15 protein-coding genes are annotated in these 18,231 nt (G+C 75.9%); 8 read left to right on the forward strand and 7 right to left on the reverse strand.

All coding sequences use genetic code 11. From position 1 onward, the window contains the following. The first annotated feature begins 3 nt into the window (after positions 1-3). The 5 genes from ACFVU7_RS17305 (at position 4) to ACFVU7_RS17325 (ending at position 5,370) form a co-directional block, all read left to right on the forward strand. The gene (locus ACFVU7_RS17305) at positions 4-786 is read left to right on the forward strand and encodes an SDR family oxidoreductase (RefSeq protein WP_234348280.1); all 783 of its coding nucleotides are present in this window, start codon (positions 4-6) and stop codon (positions 784-786) included. 97 nt (positions 787-883) lie between these two features. Beyond that, positions 884-2,158 carry an ATP-grasp domain-containing protein gene (locus ACFVU7_RS17310; protein ID WP_049650440.1) on the forward strand — a complete coding sequence of 425 codons (1,275 nt, stop codon included), beginning with the start codon at positions 884-886 and terminating at the stop codon, positions 2,156-2,158. Continuing rightward, positions 2,155-3,423, forward strand: coding sequence for an ATP-grasp domain-containing protein (locus ACFVU7_RS17315; RefSeq protein WP_049650441.1), 1,269 nt, complete (start codon positions 2,155-2,157; stop codon positions 3,421-3,423). Before ACFVU7_RS17310 ends, ACFVU7_RS17315 begins: the two co-directional genes overlap by 4 nt. Continuing rightward, entirely contained in the window at positions 3,408-4,634 is a 1,227-nt protein-coding gene (locus tag ACFVU7_RS17320) for an MFS transporter (RefSeq protein ID WP_388045776.1), read from the forward strand. The genes ACFVU7_RS17315 and ACFVU7_RS17320 overlap by 16 nt, the downstream gene beginning before the upstream one ends. Positions 4,635-4,668: 34 nt before the next feature. Beyond that, positions 4,669-5,370 (forward strand): aspartyl/asparaginyl beta-hydroxylase domain-containing protein, encoded by a 702-nt coding sequence (locus ACFVU7_RS17325; protein WP_049650443.1) that lies wholly within the window; start codon positions 4,669-4,671, stop codon positions 5,368-5,370. 79 nt (positions 5,371-5,449) lie between these two features. Here the strand turns inward: ACFVU7_RS17325 and ACFVU7_RS17330 are convergent, their stop codons facing one another. Continuing rightward, the gene (locus tag ACFVU7_RS17330) at positions 5,450-6,238 is read right to left on the reverse strand and encodes a sugar phosphate isomerase/epimerase family protein (RefSeq protein ID WP_388045777.1); all 789 of its coding nucleotides are present in this window, start codon (positions 6,236-6,238) and stop codon (positions 5,450-5,452) included. A 168-nt stretch (positions 6,239-6,406) separates the two neighbouring features. Here ACFVU7_RS17330 and ACFVU7_RS17335 point away from each other — a divergent pair, with 168 nt between their 5' ends. The 3 genes from ACFVU7_RS17335 to ACFVU7_RS17345 all read left to right on the forward strand — a co-directional run bounded on the left by ACFVU7_RS17335 (position 6,407) and on the right by ACFVU7_RS17345 (position 10,012). Continuing rightward, the gene (locus ACFVU7_RS17335) at positions 6,407-7,621 is read left to right on the forward strand and encodes an ROK family transcriptional regulator (RefSeq protein ID WP_049656563.1); all 1,215 of its coding nucleotides are present in this window, start codon (positions 6,407-6,409) and stop codon (positions 7,619-7,621) included. 111 nt (positions 7,622-7,732) lie between these two features. Continuing rightward, complete coding sequence (locus ACFVU7_RS17340) at positions 7,733-8,734, forward strand: hydroxyacid dehydrogenase (protein ID WP_388045778.1); 1,002 nt, start codon at positions 7,733-7,735, stop codon at positions 8,732-8,734. 3 nt (positions 8,735-8,737) lie between these two features. Then, positions 8,738-10,012, forward strand: a complete 1,275-nt coding sequence (locus ACFVU7_RS17345; RefSeq protein ID WP_388045780.1) for a sulfatase — start codon at positions 8,738-8,740, stop codon at positions 10,010-10,012. Positions 10,013-10,059: 47 nt separating this feature from the next. On the opposite strand, the gene ACFVU7_RS17350 is transcribed toward ACFVU7_RS17345, so the two are convergent. From ACFVU7_RS17350 to ACFVU7_RS17375, 6 genes are all read right to left on the reverse strand, one after another. Continuing rightward, positions 10,060-12,063, reverse strand: coding sequence for a hypothetical protein (locus ACFVU7_RS17350; protein ID WP_388045782.1), 2,004 nt, complete (start codon positions 12,061-12,063; stop codon positions 10,060-10,062). A gap of 17 nt (positions 12,064-12,080) precedes the next feature. Further along, positions 12,081-13,898, reverse strand: a complete 1,818-nt coding sequence (locus tag ACFVU7_RS17355) for a dipeptide ABC transporter ATP-binding protein (protein ID WP_388045784.1) — start codon at positions 13,896-13,898, stop codon at positions 12,081-12,083. After that, a complete protein-coding gene (locus ACFVU7_RS17360) occupies positions 13,895-14,740 on the reverse strand; it encodes an ABC transporter permease (protein WP_388045786.1) in 846 nt (281 codons plus the stop codon). Before ACFVU7_RS17360 ends, ACFVU7_RS17355 begins: the two co-directional genes overlap by 4 nt. Further along, positions 14,737-15,696, reverse strand: coding sequence for an ABC transporter permease (locus ACFVU7_RS17365; protein ID WP_074003745.1), 960 nt, complete (start codon positions 15,694-15,696; stop codon positions 14,737-14,739). The genes ACFVU7_RS17360 and ACFVU7_RS17365 overlap by 4 nt, the downstream gene beginning before the upstream one ends. Before the next feature lie 126 nt (positions 15,697-15,822). Continuing rightward, positions 15,823-17,385 (reverse strand): ABC transporter substrate-binding protein, encoded by a 1,563-nt coding sequence (locus ACFVU7_RS17370; RefSeq protein WP_388045787.1) that lies wholly within the window; start codon positions 17,383-17,385, stop codon positions 15,823-15,825. A 49-nt stretch (positions 17,386-17,434) separates the two neighbouring features. Continuing rightward, complete coding sequence (locus tag ACFVU7_RS17375) at positions 17,435-18,223, reverse strand: polysaccharide lyase (protein ID WP_388045789.1); 789 nt, start codon at positions 18,221-18,223, stop codon at positions 17,435-17,437. Positions 18,224-18,231 lie beyond the last annotated feature (8 nt).

The raw sequence follows: 18,231 nt of genomic DNA on the forward strand, positions 1-18,231 counted from the left end.
GACATGGACGACAGACAGGGAACAGGCATGGACGAGAAGCGGGTCGCCGTGGTCACCGGGGCCTCCTCCGGAATCGGGCGCGCGATCGCCGCGCGCTTCGCCCGGCAGGGCGTGCGGGTGCTGGCCACCGGCCGCGACGGCAGGAGGCTCGCCGACCTGGCGGCCGAGTCGGACCAGGCCCCGGGGGCGGTCCGGCCCTTCCCGGGCGACGTGACGACGCCCGGGCACGCGCGGGAGCTGCTGGCCGCGGCCGCGGCGGAGTGGGAGGCGGCGAGCATCTTCGTCGCCTGCGCCGGGCACGGCCTGCCGGGCACCGTGCTCGGCTCGGACCCCACCCGCTGGGAGCGGCTGATCGAGGTCAACGTCCTCGCCGTCCTCCACCAGCTCCGGGACGCCGCGGCCGAGTTCGTGCGGCAGGCGGAGCTGGACGGGGGGCGGCGGGTCCGCGACATCGTGGTCATCGGCTCGACCGTCGGACGGCAGGTCTCGGCCGCGAACCCGGTGTACGGGTCGACCAAGTTCGCCGTCCACTCGCTGGTCGAGGCGCTGCGCCAGGAGGTCTGCGCCCACAACGTCCGGGTGACCCTGATCGAGCCCGGTTTCGTCCGCTCGGGCTTCCAGGACGCCGCCGGCTACGACAGCGCGTGGTTCGAGGCGGTCGCCGCCGAGAGCGGGCCGCTGCTGACCCCGGAGGACGTCGCGTCGGTCGTCGAGTTCGCGGTCGGCCGCCCGACCCACGTGCACCTCGACGACATCCGGCTCCGCCCCACCCGTCAGAAGGTCTGAGTGCCCCGCACCCCCCGGAGGAGCACGCCGCGGAGGCTTCCGCGCTGAGGCCGTCCGCCCGGCGGGCTCCGTCCGACCGACATGACGAGGAGGAACGTTGTCACAGCTCAGGCCGGTCGCCGTACTGGTCGACGCCTACACCTCCGGCGGCTACCTGCCACCGGAGTTCACCGCCCTGGGTGCGGATCTGGTGCACGTCCAGAGCACCCCCGGGCTGATGCCCTCCATGCCCGCCCCGGACCTGACCGTCTACCGGGCGAACATCGTCCACGAGGACCTCGACCGGACGGTGGCGGAGCTGGCACGGTACGCACCGGTGTGCGTGCTCGCCGGACAGGAGCCGGGCGTGCTGCTCGCGGACCGGCTGTCGGAGCGGCTGGGCCTGGCGACCAACGGGACGGAGCTCTCCGAGGCCCGCCGGAACAAGTACCGGATGATCGAGGTGCTCCGCGCCGCCGGCCTGCACTGCGCCGACCAGTTCAAGAGCGGCGACCCGCAGGCCCTGGTGGACTGGGCGCAGCGCGCCGGGCGCTATCCGGTGGTCGTCAAACCGCTCGACTCCGCCGCCGGCGACGGGGTCGTCGTCTGCGCCGACGCCGAGCAGGTGCGGTCCGCGGCGAAGGCCGTCCTGGACACCGAGACGATCTACGGCTCGCCCAACCGCGAGGCGCTCGTCCAGTCCTACCTGGAGGGGACGGAGTACGTCGTCGACATGGTCTCCCACGAGGGCCGGCGCTACGTGTGCGGCGTGTGGGAGTACCAGAAGCGCCTGCTGCCCTCGGGCCGCAACATCTACGACCGCGAGCGCCTGCTGTCGCCGGCCGAGCCGCCGGCGGCCGAGCTGACCGACTACGTGGACCGGGCGCTCGCCGCGCTGGGGGTCCGCCACGGGCCGAGCCACGCCGAGGTGATCGTCACCGCCGACGGGCCGGCGCTGGTGGAGGTCGGCTCGCGGATCGCCGGGAACATGCACCCCGGGTTCCACGACCGCTGCACCGGCGCCAACCAGGCGACGCTCAGCGCGCTCGCGTACCTGCGGCCCGAACGGTTCGCCGCCGAGTACGCGGGCCGCGGCTACCACAAGTTCGAGGAGGCCGTCTGCTGCACGACCTCCACCACGCTGTCGGGCGTGGTCGAGAGCGTCGACGAGCGTGCGGTGCGGCGGATCGCCGGGCTGGAGAGCGTGTTCGGCCTGAACCTGAAGCTCGGGCCCGGGGACCGGATCCGGCCGACCGTCGACCTCTACTCCAGCACGCTCAGGATCTTCCAGTGCGCCGGGACCGCGGACGCGATCCACCGCGACCACCGGCGCATCGAGGAGCTCAAGGACCAGGTCTACCGGTTGTCCGACACAGAGTCAGGTGAGAGATGAGCACCGTCGTCGTCGCTGTCGTCCCGGGCGCGGCCGTCGGCCCCGCCGCCATCGCCGCGGCGGTCCGGGCCCGCGGCCTCCGCCCGGTCTTCGTGGCCGTCGCCGGCGCCCTGGGGGCGCCGGAGCGGGCGGCGTACGAGGGGTTCGGGCCGGTCGTCGAGTGCGAGCCCGACGCGCCGGAGCCGGCGCTGGCCCTGCTGCGTCCCCACCGGCCCTGCGGCATCACCACGTTCAGCGAGCCGCTGGTCCCGCTGACCGCGCGGCTCGGCGACGGGCTGGGGCTGCTGTTCCACGAGGCCGAGACGGTCACCCTGCTCACCGACAAGCGGGCGCAGCGCGGACGGCTGGCGCGGGCCGGTGTGGACGCCGTCCGGTCGATCCCGGTGACGAGCCGGGAGGAGGCCCTGGCGGCGGTACGGGAACTGGCCGGTCCGGTGGTCGTCAAGCCGGTCCACAGCCACAGCAGCCGCGACACCCATCTGGTGGCGGACGCCGAGGGCTACCCCGCGGACCTGACGCCCACCGCCGAGCGCCCGTTCGTGGTCGAGGAGTACCTGCGCGGCCGGGACGAGGGCGACTTCGGCGACTACGTGTCCGTGGAGTCGCTCGTCGCCGACGACGCGGTCCACACGCTCGGCGTCACCGGCAAGTTCCCGCTGCTCGACCCGTTCCGCGAGCAGGGCCAGTTCTTCCCCTCCCAGCTGTCCCCCGCCGAGAGCGGCGAGGTCGCCCGGCTGGCCACCGAGGCGGCCCGCGCCCTCGGCATCCGGCGGGGCCTGGTGCACACCGAGATCAAGCTCACCGCGCGGGGCCCGCGGATCATCGAGGTCAACGGGCGGCTCGGCGCCTTCATCGCCGACCTGCACCGGCGGACCACCGGCCTGGACCTGCTGGAGCTGGGCATCGCGGTGGCCTGCGGACAGCCGGTCGAACCGTCGGCACCCGCCCCCGGGGACGTCGCCTTCCAGTACTGGAACCTGCCGCCGCTGGCCGGCGGCGCGCTCCGCCGGGTGGACGGGGTGCGGGAGGCCGAACGGGAGCCGGGCCTCGTCGACTACGTCACCCGGGTGCCGGTGGGCAGCGAGCTCGAACCGAGCGTGATGACGATGCGGCTGGACTTCCTGCGCGGCGGCGCGGCGGACCACGCGGCGATGCTCCGGGCCCTGGACCGCTGCCTGGCCCCGCTGCGGTTCACCTTCGGGCAGCCGGACGGCACGGCCCGTACCTGGCAGGCCTCCCGGGGCGGGCTGTGCTCGCCCGCGTAGCGGCGGCGGCCCGGGTCAGGCCGCCCGAGCGGACCGGTGCGCTGCTCTCGGCCACGCTCGTGCTGTCCGTCGGCAAGGGCGCCTTCCTCGCCACCGTGATGGTCTACCTGCTGCAGATCGTCGGGCTGACGCCGCTGCTCGCGACGGCCGGCCTGACGCTCTGGGGGGCGGCCTCGGCGGCGGTGGCGGTCCCGACCGGACTGCTCGTCGACCGGGGCCGGGGCCGCGCCGTCGGCAGCGTCGCCGCCGTCTGCGCGGCGCTGCTGGTCCCGCTCTCGGCCCGGGTCCACACGCCGTGGGCCCTGCTGCTCGTGCTCTGCGTGGCCGGGGGCTTCGACAGCGCGGGCAACGTGGTCCGCCGCGCGATGCTGGCCGGCGCCGGAGGCGACAGCGTCAAGGCGCTCGCCTGGGCGCGCACCGTCACCAACATCGGGTTCGCCCTCGGCGCGCTGTGCTCCGTACGGCTGCTGGCCTCCCGTTCGCCGTCCGCCTACGAGACCGCCTACCTGCTGATCGGCGGCGGCTACCTCGTCATGGCGGCGTGCTTCGCCACCACCTCGCTCGGCGCCGGCCGGCGCGGCTCCCCCTCCGTCCGCGCACCGGGGGTGGTCGGCGCGCGGAGTCTGCGCACCGCCGGCGCACTGGCCGCGGCGACGGGGATCCTGACGGTCCACACGACGCTGCTCAGCACCGTGCTGCCGCTCTGGGTCACCCGGCACGCCTCGGTGCCGGTGTCCGTGCTGGGCTGGCTGGTGATGCTCAACTCGCTGATCGCCGTGGGCGGTCAGCTGGCCGTGAGCAGGCGCGCGGCGACGCGCGAGGGAGCGCTGCGCTGCTTCCGGAACTCCGCGGTGTGGACCGCGGGCTGCTGCCTGCTGCTCGGCCTGGTCCGGTTCGCGCCGACCGGCTGGCAGGTGGTCCTGCTCGTCGCGGCCACGATCGCGCTGACCGGCGGCGAACTGCTGGAGGCCGCGGGCGAGTGGGGCCTGTCCGCCGTGCTCGCGGCGGCCGACGAGCACGGCTTCTACCAGAGCGCCTGCGTCCTCGGCGAGACCACCCAGGGCGCCGCCGGCCCGCTGCTCGTCGCCGGCCTGGTCACCGCCGCGCCGGTCGCGGGCTGGATCGTCCTGGTGGCGGTGCTCGGAGCCGGCCGGTACATCGCCGGGTTCACCACGCCGCCACCCCACAAAGCCATCGCCATCGACTCATGACACGTCTCAGGACACACGGAATCGGGAGCGGACGATGAAAGGCTCACCCAGCGTCAACCACCCGCGTTTTCGGGCCGTCACCAACTGGATCTTCCTGCGCGGTGCGGGCGGCGAGGGCCGCCCGCGGATCATCCCCCCGCGCACGGTCTTTCCCGAGGTACGCGCCCTGGAGGCCGTCTACCCCGCCGTCCGGGCGGAGGTGGACGCGCTCCTGAGCCGCACGAGCATCCCGACCTACGGGACCTTCGACCCCGTGCGCGCGGCCCAGGTCTCGGAGGACTGGCGCCTCTACTACGCCTACATGTACGGCCGGCCCAACGAGCTGGCCAGGAAGGACTGCCCGGCGCTGCTCGACTTCGCGATGTCCACGCCCAACGTGGTCAACGCGTTCATCTCGATCCTGGACCCGGGCGTCGGCCTGCCGGCCCACCGGGACCCGTACGCCGGTGTGCTGCGCTACCACCTCGGCCTGCGGATCCCGAAGGACAACCCGCCGCGGATCAGGCTCGACCGCGACTACTACACCTGGCGGGAGGGCGAGGGAACGGTCCTGGACGTCTCGTTCGAGCACGAGGTGGAGAACCACAGCGACGAGCCCAGGGTCATCGTGATCGTCGACTTCCGCCGCCCGATGGGGCCGTTCGCCGACCTGCTCAACCGGTACTGCCTGCGCCTGAAGCAGAAGTGGGCCCCGCAGTTCGTCGAGGCCTCGAAGTACGACGTGATGCACAGCTGAGCGGCCGGCGGCGGCGCCGCGGGTGCGGGGCGTCGGCCTGGCCGGCGCCCCGCACCCGTGTGCCCGGCGGGCGGGGTGCTCAGCCCGACGGGCGGTGCAGGGCCGCGAGGAAGGCCGCGCCCGCGGGGAGCAGCGGGGGCAGCGGGGCGGCGGCCGGGTGCCAGGGCGCCTCGTACTCCCAGCAGACCCAGGTGTCGGGCGGCAGCAGGCGCAGGCAGTCGGCGATCGGCAGGACGCCGGCGCCGAGCGGGAGCGGGGTGCGGTCGTGCGGGCCGGCGATGTCCTTGACCTGGACGTGGCCGAGGTACGGGGCGAGCGCCGCGTGGGTCCCGGCCGGGGTCTCGCCGGCCAGGTGGGTGTGCATCAGGTCCCACAGGGCGCCGACGGCCGGGTCGGCGACCCGGGCCAGCAGCCCGGCCACCGCCCGTCCGCCCCGGTGGGAGTCGTGGGTCTCGACGAGGACCCGCACGCCCAGCCGCCGGGCCTCCTCCGCGACCTCCGCGAGCCGCCGGACGGCCCGGTCGTCGGCCTCGGCGCGCGGGCCGTCGCCGCCGCGCGGGAAGACCCGCAGGCCGGCCGCGCCCAGGTCGGCGGCGAGCCGCAGGTGGGCGCGGAGCGCGTCGGTCACCGGGCGGTCCGGCCCGGGGGCGGCGACGCCGACGTAGCAGGCGAGCGCGAGCGGGGTGAGGCCGTGGGCGCGCAGGACGCGGGCCGCGGTACGACGCTCCCCCGGGGTCATCGCCGGGTGGACGGACTCGCCCTCGGCGCAGCGCAGTTCGAGCCCGTCCCAGCCGTGCTCGGCGGCGAGCCAGGCGGCCCCGGCCAGCGGGAGCCCGGGGAGGCCGAGCGTGGAGAGGGCGAGCGGCACGGCGGCTCCGTCGTTCGTCGGGCGCCCCGGGCAGGGCAGGGCGGGCAGGGCAGGGCGGGCACGGCGACCCGCGCGGGCGAGGAGGGCGGAGCGGGCCGGGCCAAGGATATATTCAAGCTGAGACAAAGTCCTGACCGTCCGGGCCCGGCCCGGTCCGAGGAGCGCGCGATGCCCCCGAGCCGTACCCCCGCCACCGCCACGACGCAGACCGTCGCCCAGGTGAACCAGACCGTCCTGCTGGAGGTGCTGCGGCGGCACGGCACGCTGTCCCGGCAGCGGCTGGCCGCCGAGAGCGGGCTGAGCACCGCGACCGTGCACCGGCTGGTGGAGGTGCTGCGGGCCGAGGGGCTGGTGGAGGTGGAGACGGAGCGGGCGCCGTCCAGCGGCGGCCGGCCGCCGCAGCTGATCCGGTACAACGCCCGCGCGCAGACCGTGCTGGCGATCGCGGTGCGCCCGCGCCGGATCGTCGGCGTGGTCGCCGCGCTGGACGGCACGGTGCTGCACGAGGCCGAGCACCACTGGGCGTTCCCCGGCCCGGACCGGCCGCGGGAGATCGCCGCCGACGAGCTGACCGGCCCGCTGCTCGCGCTGGTGGACGGCCTGCGGGACTGGGCCGGGCGGCACGCGGGCGCCCCCCGCGCCCTGGTCGTGGGCGTGCCCGGGGTGGTCCGGGACCGCACCGGGCTGGTCGAGTTCGCGCCCGCGCTGGACTGGCCCGGGCTGCGGCTGGGGGTGCTGCTCCAGGAGCGCTACGGCGTCCCGGTGGCGGTCGAGAGCAACGTCAACCTGGTCGCGCTGGCCGTGCGGGAGTCGCCCGCCGCGGCCGGGGTGGGCGACCTGGCGGCCGTCGTGGTGGGCATCGAGGTCGGCGCCGGGATCGTGCTGGACGGCCGGCTGCACCGCGGCCGGCTGGGCGCGGCCGGGGCGCTGGGCCACCTGATGGCCGGGCACGCGGCGCTGGACCGGCCGCTCGGGCGGACCGGCGACACCCAGGCGAGGATCGGCGACCACGCGGTGGACCGGCGGATCACCGAGGCCGGTCTGACGGTGTCCGGCACCCCGGCCGAGCGGGTGGCGGGGCTGTTCCGGCTGGGGCGCGAGGGCGACCCGGCGGCGGTGCGGCTGATCGGCGAGCTCACCGACGACCTGGCGCTGCTGGTGGCCAACCTGAGCACGGTGCTGGCGCCGGAGCTGATCGCCCTCGGCGGGCGGCTGTTCTGGGAGAGCGGGGGCGAGCTGCCGGCCGCGATCGAGAGCCGGCTGCAGGGGCGGGTGCCGGTCCTGCCGCGCCTGGTGGTCGTGCACAGCACCACCACCGAGCTGGTCGGCGCGGCCGCGGCGGCGGTCCGGCTCGCGGACGGGGCGACGTTCATCACCCGCTGAGGTCCGGGGCCCGGCCGGCTCCACCGGCTCCCCCTACTATTTCTCACTATGATAGAAACTCCTTGTGCGCCGGCGGTCCGCCGTGCCCGCCCGCGACCCGAGGAGAACCGGATGCCCACCGCCGCCTTCGCGATGGACCCGGAGCGCTTCCCCGACGTCTACGGCCCGCGGGCCCGCGCCCGGGTCGCCGCCCGGGCCGAGGTGCTGGCCGACCCGGCCTCGCCCGACGGGGTGTGGAGTGCCGAGCGGCTGGCCGCCGCCGCACCGGAGGCGCTGCGGGCCGTCGAGGTGCTGTTCACCGGCTGGGGCGGACCCGTCCTGGACGCCGCCGCCCTGGCCCGGCTCCCCCGCCTGCGGCTGGTGCTCTACGCGGCCGGCTCGGTGCGCCGGATCGCCGGCGAGGCGTTCTGGGCGGCGGGCGTCCCGATCGTCACCGCCGCGCACGCCAACGCCGTCCCGGTCGCGGAGTTCGCCGTGGCCCAGATCGTCTACGCCCTCAAGGGCGGCTGGCGCCACGTCCTCGACGCCCGGGCCGCCCGCGCCGCCGTCCCGGCCGCCCGCACCCCGGGCGGGTACGGCTCCACCGTCGGCGTCCTGTCGCTCGGCGCGGCCGGGCGCCTGGTCTGCGAGATGCTGCGCGGCTACGACGTCGAGGTCCTCGCGCACGACCCGTACGCCCCGGTGCCGCCCGGGGTGCGCGCCGTCGGCCTGGACGAACTCTTCGCCGCCGCCGACGTGGTGAGCGTGCACACCCCGCTGCTCCCCGCGACCCGAGGCCTCGTCGACCGGCGGCTGCTGACCTCGATGAAGCCCGGCGCCACCCTGGTCAACACCGCGCGCGGAGCCGTCCTGGACGAGCCCGCGCTGCTGGCCGTCCTCGCCGAACGCCCGGACCTCTTCGCCGTGCTGGACGTCACCGACCCCGAGCCGCCGCTGCCCGGCTCACCGCTGTTCACCCTGCCCAACGTGGTCGTCACCCCGCACCTGGCGGGCAGCCGGGGGCTGGAGCGCCGCCGCCTCGGCGACCTGGTCGTCGGCGAGTTCGAGCGCTGGCTGGACGGGGCCCCACTGCGCCGGGCGCTCGACCCGCACACCTACGAACGGATGGCCTGACCCGTGCCGGATCCACAGAGCCCCGACGTCGTCCTGATCCTGACGGACCAGCAGACCGCCGACGCGATGGGCGCCGCCGGGAACCCGTACCTGCGCACCCCCGCGATGGACGCGCTGGCCGCCGCCGGCACCCGCTACCCCAACGCCTACTGCGCCCAGCCGCTCTGCACCCCCTCCCGAGCCAGCCTGATGACCGGCCGCCTGCCCAGCACCGTCGGCGTCACCGGCAACACCGGCGGCCCCGAGGACCCGCTGCTCGGGCGCCTGTTCACCGAGGCCGGGTACGACTGCGGCTACGGCGGCAAGTGGCACCTGCCGGAGCTCGACCTGCCCGCCGACCGGGGCTTCCGCCGGATCCACCCGGCGGGCGGGGACGACGCCGGACTCGCCCGCGCCGCCGCCGGGTTCGTCCGCGCGCCGCGCGAGCGGCCGTTCCTGCTGGTCGCCTCCTTCCTGGAGCCGCACGGCATCTGCGAGTGGGCCCGCGGCCAGGACCCGCGCACCGGCCCGCTCCCGCCCGCGCCGCCCGTCCCCGAACTCCCGCCGCTGCCCGCCAACTTCCCGGTCGGGCCGTACGATCCGGCGCTGCCCCGGCTGGCCCGGCTGGCCCAGCCGCACACCCACCCGACGGAGCACTGGCGGGAGGACGACTGGCGCCGCTACCGGCACGCCTACTACGCCCTGGTGGAGCGGGTGGACCGGCACATCGGCCTGCTGCTGGCCGCGCTGGCGGAGCGCGGCGGCGACCGGGAGGCCGTGGTGGTGTTCAGCTCCGACCACGGCGACGGCGCGGGCGCCCACCGCTGGAACCAGAAGTGGGCCCTGTACGAGGAGTGCGTGCGGGTGCCCCTGGTGGTCACCGGCCCCGGGGTGGCCGCCGGCGCGGTCGACGAGCGGCTGGTCGCGGCCGGGCTGGACCTCATCCCGACGCTCTGCGACCTGGCCGGGATCGAGGGGCCGGACGGGCTGCCCGGCCGCAGCGTCCGCACGCCGCGGCCGCACGACAGCGTGGTGGTCGAGACCCGCTGGGAGATCCCCGGCTTCAACAACGCCCTGGGCCGGATGGTCCGCGCCGGGCGGCACAAGTACGTCTGCTACGCCTGGGGCGACCACCGGGAGCAGCTCTTCGACCTCGCCGCCGACCCCGGCGAGCTGGTCAACCTCGCGGTCGACGCCCGGCACGCGGCGCTGCTCGACCGCTTCCGGGGCCTGCTGGCCGGGCACTGCGCGGAGGTCGCCGACCCGTTCGCGCGCTTCGTGCCGCACGCCGCGCGCTGACGCGAAAGGGGCCGGCCCGCCCGGGCCGGCCCCTTCCCTCGCGGTCGTTACGGCCGGACGGCGATCAGCTCGCGCCCGCGCAGCGTGTAGAGCACGCCGTGCTCGTCCGCGGCCAGCCGGGCGCCGCTGTACCACTCGGCGTCCAGCCCGACCAGCACGGTGGCGGCCAGGGTGTCGCGGTCCAGCCGGAACAGGCTGCGCTCGCTGACCCCGTACAGGGCCCCGCCGAGCGCCAGCAGCCGCGGGTTGGCGCCGGACACCGCCCCCAGGTCGGCGCGCCGCCCGATCACCGGCACGAACCCGGGCCGCCGCGAGCCGCACAGGTCGACGGTGAACGCCCGGCCGTTCACGGTCAGGCCGTACAGGGTGTTCCCGAGCACGGCGAGGCTGCTGACGCCCGCGCCGAGGTCGGTCGCGGTGCGCCACAGCTCGCGGCCGGCCACCGGGTCCCAGGCGGCCAGGTCGCCGCGCGGGCCGGTGGGCCGGGCGTTGTCGCCGCCGAGGAAGGCCTGGCCGTGCCCGGCGGCGACGGCGCGCACCAGCTGCTCGGGGCCGAGCGGGTCGGTGTGCACGGTGGGCCGGCCGCTGCCCGGGCGGTAGGTGACGAAGGAGCCGCCGCCGGTGGTGTCGGCCTGGACGCCGAGCAGCAGCAGGCCGCTGTCCGGGTCCCGGCGGATCACCTGCGGCCGGTTCTGCTCCTGCGGCAGCGCGGCCTCCTTGACGGGTGCCGGGTCGCTTCCCGGCCGGTAGCGCCAGATGCCCTGCGAGGAGTAGACGCCCAGGTAGAGGGTGCCGTCGTCGAGGACCACGGTGTCCTTGGCCTCGCCCGGCACCGGGAGCTTGCGGACGGTCCCGGCGGCCAGGTCGTGCAGGGCGAGCGAGCCGTTGCCGCCGACGTAGACCCGCCCGGCGCGGGCCGCGACCGACATGCCGAGCTGGGCGGCGGCGGGGGCGCCCGCCTCGACCAGGTCCCGGGTGGCGACGGCCCCGGTGCCGAGGTCGAGGGTCCAGACGGTGCCGCCCTCGGTGACGCCCGCGAGGGTGTCGCCGAGCCGGCCGAGGCCCCAGGAGTTGCCGTCCGGCACCGGCACGGCGAGCTGGTCGAGCGCGCCGGTGGCGAGGTCGTGGCGCCACAGCACGCCGTGCTCGGTGGAGGTGAACCAGAGGGTGTCCCCCCGGCGCTGGAAGTTGGTGACGCTCTTGGTGCCGGGGACGGCGAAGGAGCGCAGTACCCGGTGGTCGGCCGGGTCGAGCAGCGCCACGTGGGCGGGCGCGCCCTCGGTGGACACCGCCAGCAGGTCGTCGCCGAGGACGGTGATCCGGCGGATGATCGTGTCGCCGCGCAGGTCGGGCGGGGTGATGTCGGTGACGGCGCCGGTGGCCCGCTCGACGGCGTACAGGCTGGCCCGGGTCGCCCCGCCGCCGCCCGCGAGGTTGCTGCCGACGCCGAGGTAGGCGTGGGTCGCGGTGGCCGCGACGGCGCGGCCCTGGGTGGCGTTCGGCGCCGGGGAGGCGACCTCGGTGACGGCGCCGGTGGCCGGGCTCCAGGCGTACAGGCCGGGACCGGCGGCCCGGCCCTTCTGCCGTCCGGTCGCGTAGACCGTCCCGTCGGGCGCGACGGCCACGTCCCGCACGTCGGCGCCGGGGACGCTGCCGAGCGCGGCGAGGGTGCCGTCGAAGCGGTAGAGGTTGGCCGCGCCCGGGGCGTCGGTGACGCCGAGGTGGAGCACGCCGCCGTGGGCGGCCGAGCCCTGGACGAAGTTGCCGGTGGGCAGGTCGACGGTGGCGGTGACCCGGCCGGTCGGCAGGTGGTAGCCGATCACCCGGGCGGGGGCGAGGTTGCGCGAGCCGATCCACAGGGTGTCGTCGATCAGTGTGGCGCTCATCAGGGGGAAGTCGCTGTTCCCGGGGCCGAGTCCGGTCACCTCGGGCTCGCGGGCCGCGGGCGCGGCGGGGGCCGCCGCGGCGGCGGGCGGGCCGAGCACCGAGAGCGCGGCCACCGCGCCGGTGCCGAGCAGGAGTTGGCGGCGGGAGGGGTTCACGGCAGGCATGGGGCTCCAGGGTCCGGTCATGGGCGGGGCGGTTCGGGCGCGCCGGCGGCCGCCAGCAGCTCCCGGGTGTACGGGTGGGCGGGCGCGGCGAACAGCTCGGCGGCGGGCGCCCGTTCGACCACCCGGCCGTGCCGCAGCACCAGCACCTCGTCGCAGAGGTGCCGGACCAGCGCGAGGTCGTGCGAGATGAACACCAGCCCCACGCCGTGCTGTTCGCGCAGGTCGGCGAAGAGGTTGAGGATCTGCGCCTGGACCGAGACGTCCAGCGCGGAGGTCGGCTCGTCGGCGACCAGCACCTGCGGGCCGACGGCCAGCGCCCGCGCGATCGCGACCCGCTGGCGCTGGCCTCCGGAGAGCCGGTGCGGCCGGGCGTCGAGCACCGCCTCCGGCAGGCCGACCAGCTCGCACAGCCCGCGCGGGTCGCGGTCCCGCAGCCCGTGGGTCGTCAGCGGCTCGGCCAGCGCCTCGCGCACCGTCATCCGGGGGCTGAGCGAGGCGTACGGGTCCTGGAAGACCAGCTGTACCCGGCGCCGCAGTTCGCGTTCCTCCGCGCGGTCGGCCCCGGCCCAGGACCGGCCGTCCACCCGGACCGTCCCGGCCTGCGGGCGCACCAGCCCGAGCAGCGCGCGGGCCAGGGTGGACTTCCCGGAGCCGGACTCGCCGATCACCCCGACCGCCCGGCCGGGCGCGGCGCCCAGGCTGACGCCGTCCAGCGCGGGGGGCCGGCGGCGGGCGTAGCGGACGGTGAGGCCCTCGGCGACCAGGACGGGCTCGGCGACCCGCTCCGCCCGTCGCGCCTCGACGATCTGACGTTCCGTCACCACCGCCTGTGCCACCGGGAGATGGCAGGAAAAGCCGGAGTCGCCGGTGTCGGTCCAACCCGGCGCCGAGGTCGTGCAGCGGTCGGTGGCGGCCGCGCAGCGCGGTGCGAAGGCGCAGCCGGTCAGCACCTCCCCCGCCGCCGGCGGGCGTCCGCCGATGACGGTGAGCGGCGCGCCGGGCGGGCCGTCCAGCCGGGGCACGCCGGCCAGCAGCCCGGCGGTGTACCGGTGCCGGGGCGCGGCCAACAGGCCTGCGGTGGGCGCCCGTTCGACGATCCGTCCGGCGTACATCACCTGGACGGTGTCGCAGCTGCGGGCCACCACGCCGAGGTCATGGGTGATCAGCAGGACGGCCGTGCCGGTCTCGTCGCGCAGCCGGACCAGCAGGTCCAGGATCTCCACCCGGGTGCTCGGGTCGAGCGCCGTGGTCGGCTCGTCGGCGATCAGCAGCTCGGGCCGGTTGGCCATCGCCATGGCGATCAGCACGCGCTGGCGCATGCCGCCGGAGAACTCGTGCGGCCGGTCGCGGTAGCGGCGCGCGGGCTCGGCGATGCCGACCAGGTCGAGGAGTTCGAGCGCCCGGGTCCGGGCTTCGCGGCGGCCCGCGCCGTGCACCAGGGCGGCCTCGGCGAGCTGGCGGCCGACCGGCATCCGGGGGTTGAGGTGGGCCAGCGGGTCCTGGAAGACCATGCCGATCCGCCGGCCGCGCACCGCGCGCACGGCGGGCTCGGGCAGGGCCAGCAGGTCGGTGCCGTCGAACCGGACGGTGCCGCCGGTGCTGCGGCAGCCCGGCGGCAGCATCCGGTTGACGGCCAGCGCGGTGAGCGTCTTGCCGGAGCCGGACTCGCCGACCAGGCCGAGGATCTCGCCCGGCCGCACGGTGAGGTCCACCCCGCGCACCGCCTCGCCGCCGCCCGCCGTGACGCGCAGGCCGCGCACCTCCAGCAGCGGCGGGCCCGGCACGGCAACGGCGGTCTTGGCCCGGGCCGTTGTGAGGGCATCGGTCGTGGTCACCGCAGTCTCTCCCGGTTGAACGAGTCGGCGAGCAGGGTCAGGCCGAACACCAGCAGGCCGAGCAGGACGACCGGCGCCAGGGCGTAACCCGGGTGGAGGAAGAGGTACTTGGAGCCGGTGTTGATCATCGTGCCGAGCGAGGGGGCGGGCGGCTGGATGCCGAGGCCCAGCACGCTCAGGCCGCCCTCGGTCTTGACGGCGTGCGCCATCGCGACGGCCAGCAGCGCGGTGGTGGCGTCGACGACGTTCGGCAGCACGTGGCGGCGCAGGATCCGGCCGCGCGGCACGCCGAGCACCCGGGCCGCCACCACGTGGTCGCGGGCCAGCTGGGCGAGCAGGGCCGCCCGCGCCTGGCGTCCGAAGGAGGGCAGCGCGCTGAGCACGATGGTGGCCACCACGGTGCCCAGCCCCGGGCGCACCAGCAGGGCGAGCGCGAGGCCGAGCAGGACGCCGTGCAGGCCGAGCAGCAGGTCGAACAACCGTTGGACGGCCTCGCCCAGCAGCCGGTTCAGCCCGCCGAGCAGGCCCAGCGCGGTGCCGAGCACGGCGGCCGCCGGGACGGCCAGCAGGCAGACCAGCAGTTCGGTGCGGATCCCGGCCAGGGCCCGGGCGAGCAGGTCGCGGCCGACCTCGTCGGTGCCCAGCAGGTGGGCCGCCGACGGCCCGGCCAGGGCGTCCGGGCCCTGCCGGTAGGGGTCGGCGGCGAGCAGCGGGCCGAGCAGCCCCAGCAGCACCACCAGGAGGACGAGGAGCGCGCCGGTGCGGCCGCGCCGGGTGCGCAGCGCGGCCGGCAGCGCGGGCGGGGCGAACCGGCGGCGGCGTACGGCGAGGGTGCTCGTCACCGGTCCTCCCCGGTGCCGGCGCGGGCGATCCGCGGGTCGAGCCGGCCGACCAGCAGCTCCGAGCCGAGCTGGACGAGTACGGCGACGGCGACGGCGAGCATGATCAGGGTCTGGGCGACCGGGTAGTCCCGCTGGTTGATGGCGTCCAGCAGCAGCTGGCCCAGGCCGTGCCGGGCGAAGAGCTGTTCGGCGACCACCGCGCCGCCGAGCAACTCGCCCAGGTGCAGGCCGAATTCGACACAGAACGGGGCCAGGCTGTTGGGCAGCACATGGCGCGCCAGGACCCGCCGGGGCGAGGCCCCCTTGGCGACGGCCGTCAGCACGAACTCCTCCTGCCGGGTGCGGCGCAGCTCGGTGGCGAGCAGCCGGGCCAGCACCGCCGCCCCCGGCAGCGCGAGCGCGACGGCGGGCAGGGCGAGGTACTGGACGGCGAGGTCCGGCGCGGTGAACAGGTCCCGCTCGCCGCCGGCGGGCAGCAGGCGCAGCAGGACGGCGAAGACGAAGACGAAGAGCACGGCGGTGACGTACACCGGCAGCGCCAGCAGGGCGGTGGCCAGCGGGTCGAGCACCCGGGCGAGCCGGCCGCGGCGCTCGGCGGCCAGCGCGACGCCCAGCAGCAGGCCGAGGACCAGCATCAGCAGCCCGGCGACGAGGGCGAGTTGGACGGTGCTGCCGACGCTCTGGCCGATCAGCCGGGTGACCGGCTCCCGGTAGTGGAAGGAGCTGCCCGGGTCCCCGGTGAGCAGTCCGTGCAGCCAGCCCAGGTACTGGACGGGCATCGGCCGGTCCACGCCGAGGCTGCCGGCGAGCCGGTCGCGCTGCTCCTGGTCGGCCTCGGCGCCGAGCGCGGCGGAGACCGGGTCGCCGGGGGCGAGGCGGAGCAGCAGGAAGACGGCGACGGAGGCGAGCCAGAGCGTGGCCAGCGCGCCGGCCGCCTTTCTGGTCCAGTAGGGCACGGGGGTACTCCAAGGGGGTCGGAGGAGCCGCCCCAGGGCGGTGGGGGTCGCCCTGGGACGGCCGTCAGGCGGTGCGTCCGACGATGCGGCGCGGCGACGGCGCCCGTCGGTACGTCCGGCGGTGTGTCAGGCGGTGCGCCGGGTGTCGTCGAGCCGCAGATAGCCGAGCGCGCTGGTGGCCACGCCGCGCACCGAGGAGGCGAGGGCGTAGGTCTCCCAGGCGTGCGCGAGGGTGATGTGGAAGGACTCGGCGAGCAGGTACTCGGACAGGTCGTGGTTGACCTCGGCCCGGGCCTGCTCGCCGGCGGCGGCGAAGGCGCGGGACTGGAATTCGGCGTAGGCGGGGTCGGTGACGTGCGAGGTGTTCCGGCCGACCTGGAGCGGGCCGGAGACGGTGATCCCGCTCAGCGGGGAGACGCTGACCATGCCGTGGTTGGCGATGAACAGCCCGTCCAGCGTGCCCTGTTGGATCTTCGGCTGGAGCGCGGCGTTGTCCAGCAGCTGGACGTCGACGCCGAACCCGGCCTGCTCCAGGTCGTACTTGACCAGTTCCACGAGGGAGGCGAAGACCGGCGAGTTGGCGGCGGTGAGCGGCACCCGGGTGCCCTCGGCGCCGGCCTCCCGGAGCAGCCCGCGGGCCTTCTCCGGGTCGTGCGGGTAGCGGGTGACCTGGTCGGGGGTGACGCCGGGGGTGTTGGAGGGCCAGGGCAGGCTGCTCGCCTCGGCGTGGCCGCCGTACACCTGGGCGACGATGCGGTCGCGGTCCACCGCGTACTGGAGGGCCTGGCGCACCCGGCGGTCGCCGAAGGGCCCGCTGGTGACGTTCACGCCGAGGAAGGCCTGCTGGTAGGAGGACCTGGCGGACTGCACGGTGAAGGCCGGGTTCCCGCCGAGCACCTTGAGGTCGCGCCCGGGCACCGCGCCGATCAGGTGGGACTGCCCCGACTGGAGGGCGGACAGCGCGGCCTGGCTGCTGGTCACCGACCGGACGGTGATCCGCTCGAAGTGCGGCCGACCGCTCTGCCAGTAGTGGTCGTAGCGGGCCAGGTCGAGCTGGTTGCCGCCCTTGAACGCCTGCCAGGTGAACGGCCCGGTGCCGTTGACCCTGTCGGCGGCCTTGCCGTCGACGTACGTGCGGGCGTCCACCACGGGGTTGAAGGCCAGCGCGTCGAACAGGTTGCTGGTGGGCTTGGCGAGGGTGAGGGTGACCTCGTTCGGGGCGCTCGCCCGGATGTCGGCGAGCCGTTCCAGCAGCGGCTTGACCTGGGAGGACTTGGCCGCGCCGGTGAGCGAGAAGACGACGTCGTCCGGGCTGAGCGGGCGGCCGTCGTGGAAGGTGACGTCCTCGCGCAGCTTGAGCACGAGCCTGGTGCGGTCGGCGCTCCACTCCCAGGAGGTGGCGAGCCAGGGCACGGGCTGGAGGGTCTGCGGGTCGAGGTCGACCAGCCGGTCCAGCACCAGGTTGACGAACACCGGGGTGTCCGGGCCGCGGTGGAGCAGCTGGGTGGGGTCGGGGGCGGCGCCGTAGACGATCTGGAGGTCCGGCGCGGAGGCGGTGGCGGGGGCGGCGGCCCCGCCTGCGGCGTCCTCGGTGGCGGAGCGGCAGCCCGCCGCCAGCAGGACCGCTCCGGCGCTCAGGCCGAGGAAGCCTCTTCGGGGCAGGCCGTGGTGGCGGGCCGCGTCGCTCATGGTGGTGCTACCTCTTCGGTTCTCGGGGTCTCGGTCGGCGGGTGCGGTGTCAGTACCTGGTCACGACGACGCTGTCGCTCCAGGCCACCACGTCGGGGCCGCCGGTCGGGTAGGGGATGTTCTTGGCCGGGTTCCAGTTGGCCCGGTAGATGCCGGTCTTGAAGTACGGCGACTGGTTCTGGTGGTAGTTGTTGAGGCCGCTGTACGCGCCGACCTGCGCGCCGTCCCGGTAGACGGTGACGGCGCCGGGGGTGGTGTCGGTGGACCAGGTGATGTCGAAGGCCCACTGGTTCCAGTGGCCGAACTGCACGTCGCCGAGCGGGATCACCGCCTCCTGGACGGTGCTCGGGTCGGTCAGCCAGTGCACCTTGAGCCGCCAGCTGCCGTCCTTGACGGTCAGCGCGATCGGCGGCTTGGTGTCGCTGCCGTCGGCGAGCGGGTAGCCGTGCCACTGGGCGAGGATCGTCTCGGTGGACGTCCGCACCCAGTCGGCGGGCAGGTAGTCGGCGAGGGCGAAGCGGTAGCTGCCCCAGCCGAGGGAGTTGACGGCGACCTCGGAGCGGTAGGAGGCGCCGTCGTTCGGGACGCTGAAGCGGGCGGCCTGGCCGGTGCCGCCGGCGGGTGCGGGGGCCACGGTGATGCTGCCGTTGCCGTCGACGCGCTGGCGGGTCCAGGCGGCGAGGGTGCCGGATTCGAAGTCGTCGGCGAAGACCTCGGTGGCGGCGGTCACGGCCGCGGGGGCGGGTGCGGGGGCGGCGGCGTGGGCGGGAGCGGCGGCGGTCACGGCCAGGGCGGCGGTGAGCACGGCGCCGGCGAGGCGGCCGGGGAGTCGGGACACGGGTTCTT

Origin of the sequence: Kitasatospora sp. NPDC058046, assembly GCF_042885595.1 — a bacterium.
Taxonomy (GTDB): Bacteria; Actinomycetota; Actinomycetes; order Streptomycetales; family Streptomycetaceae; genus Kitasatospora.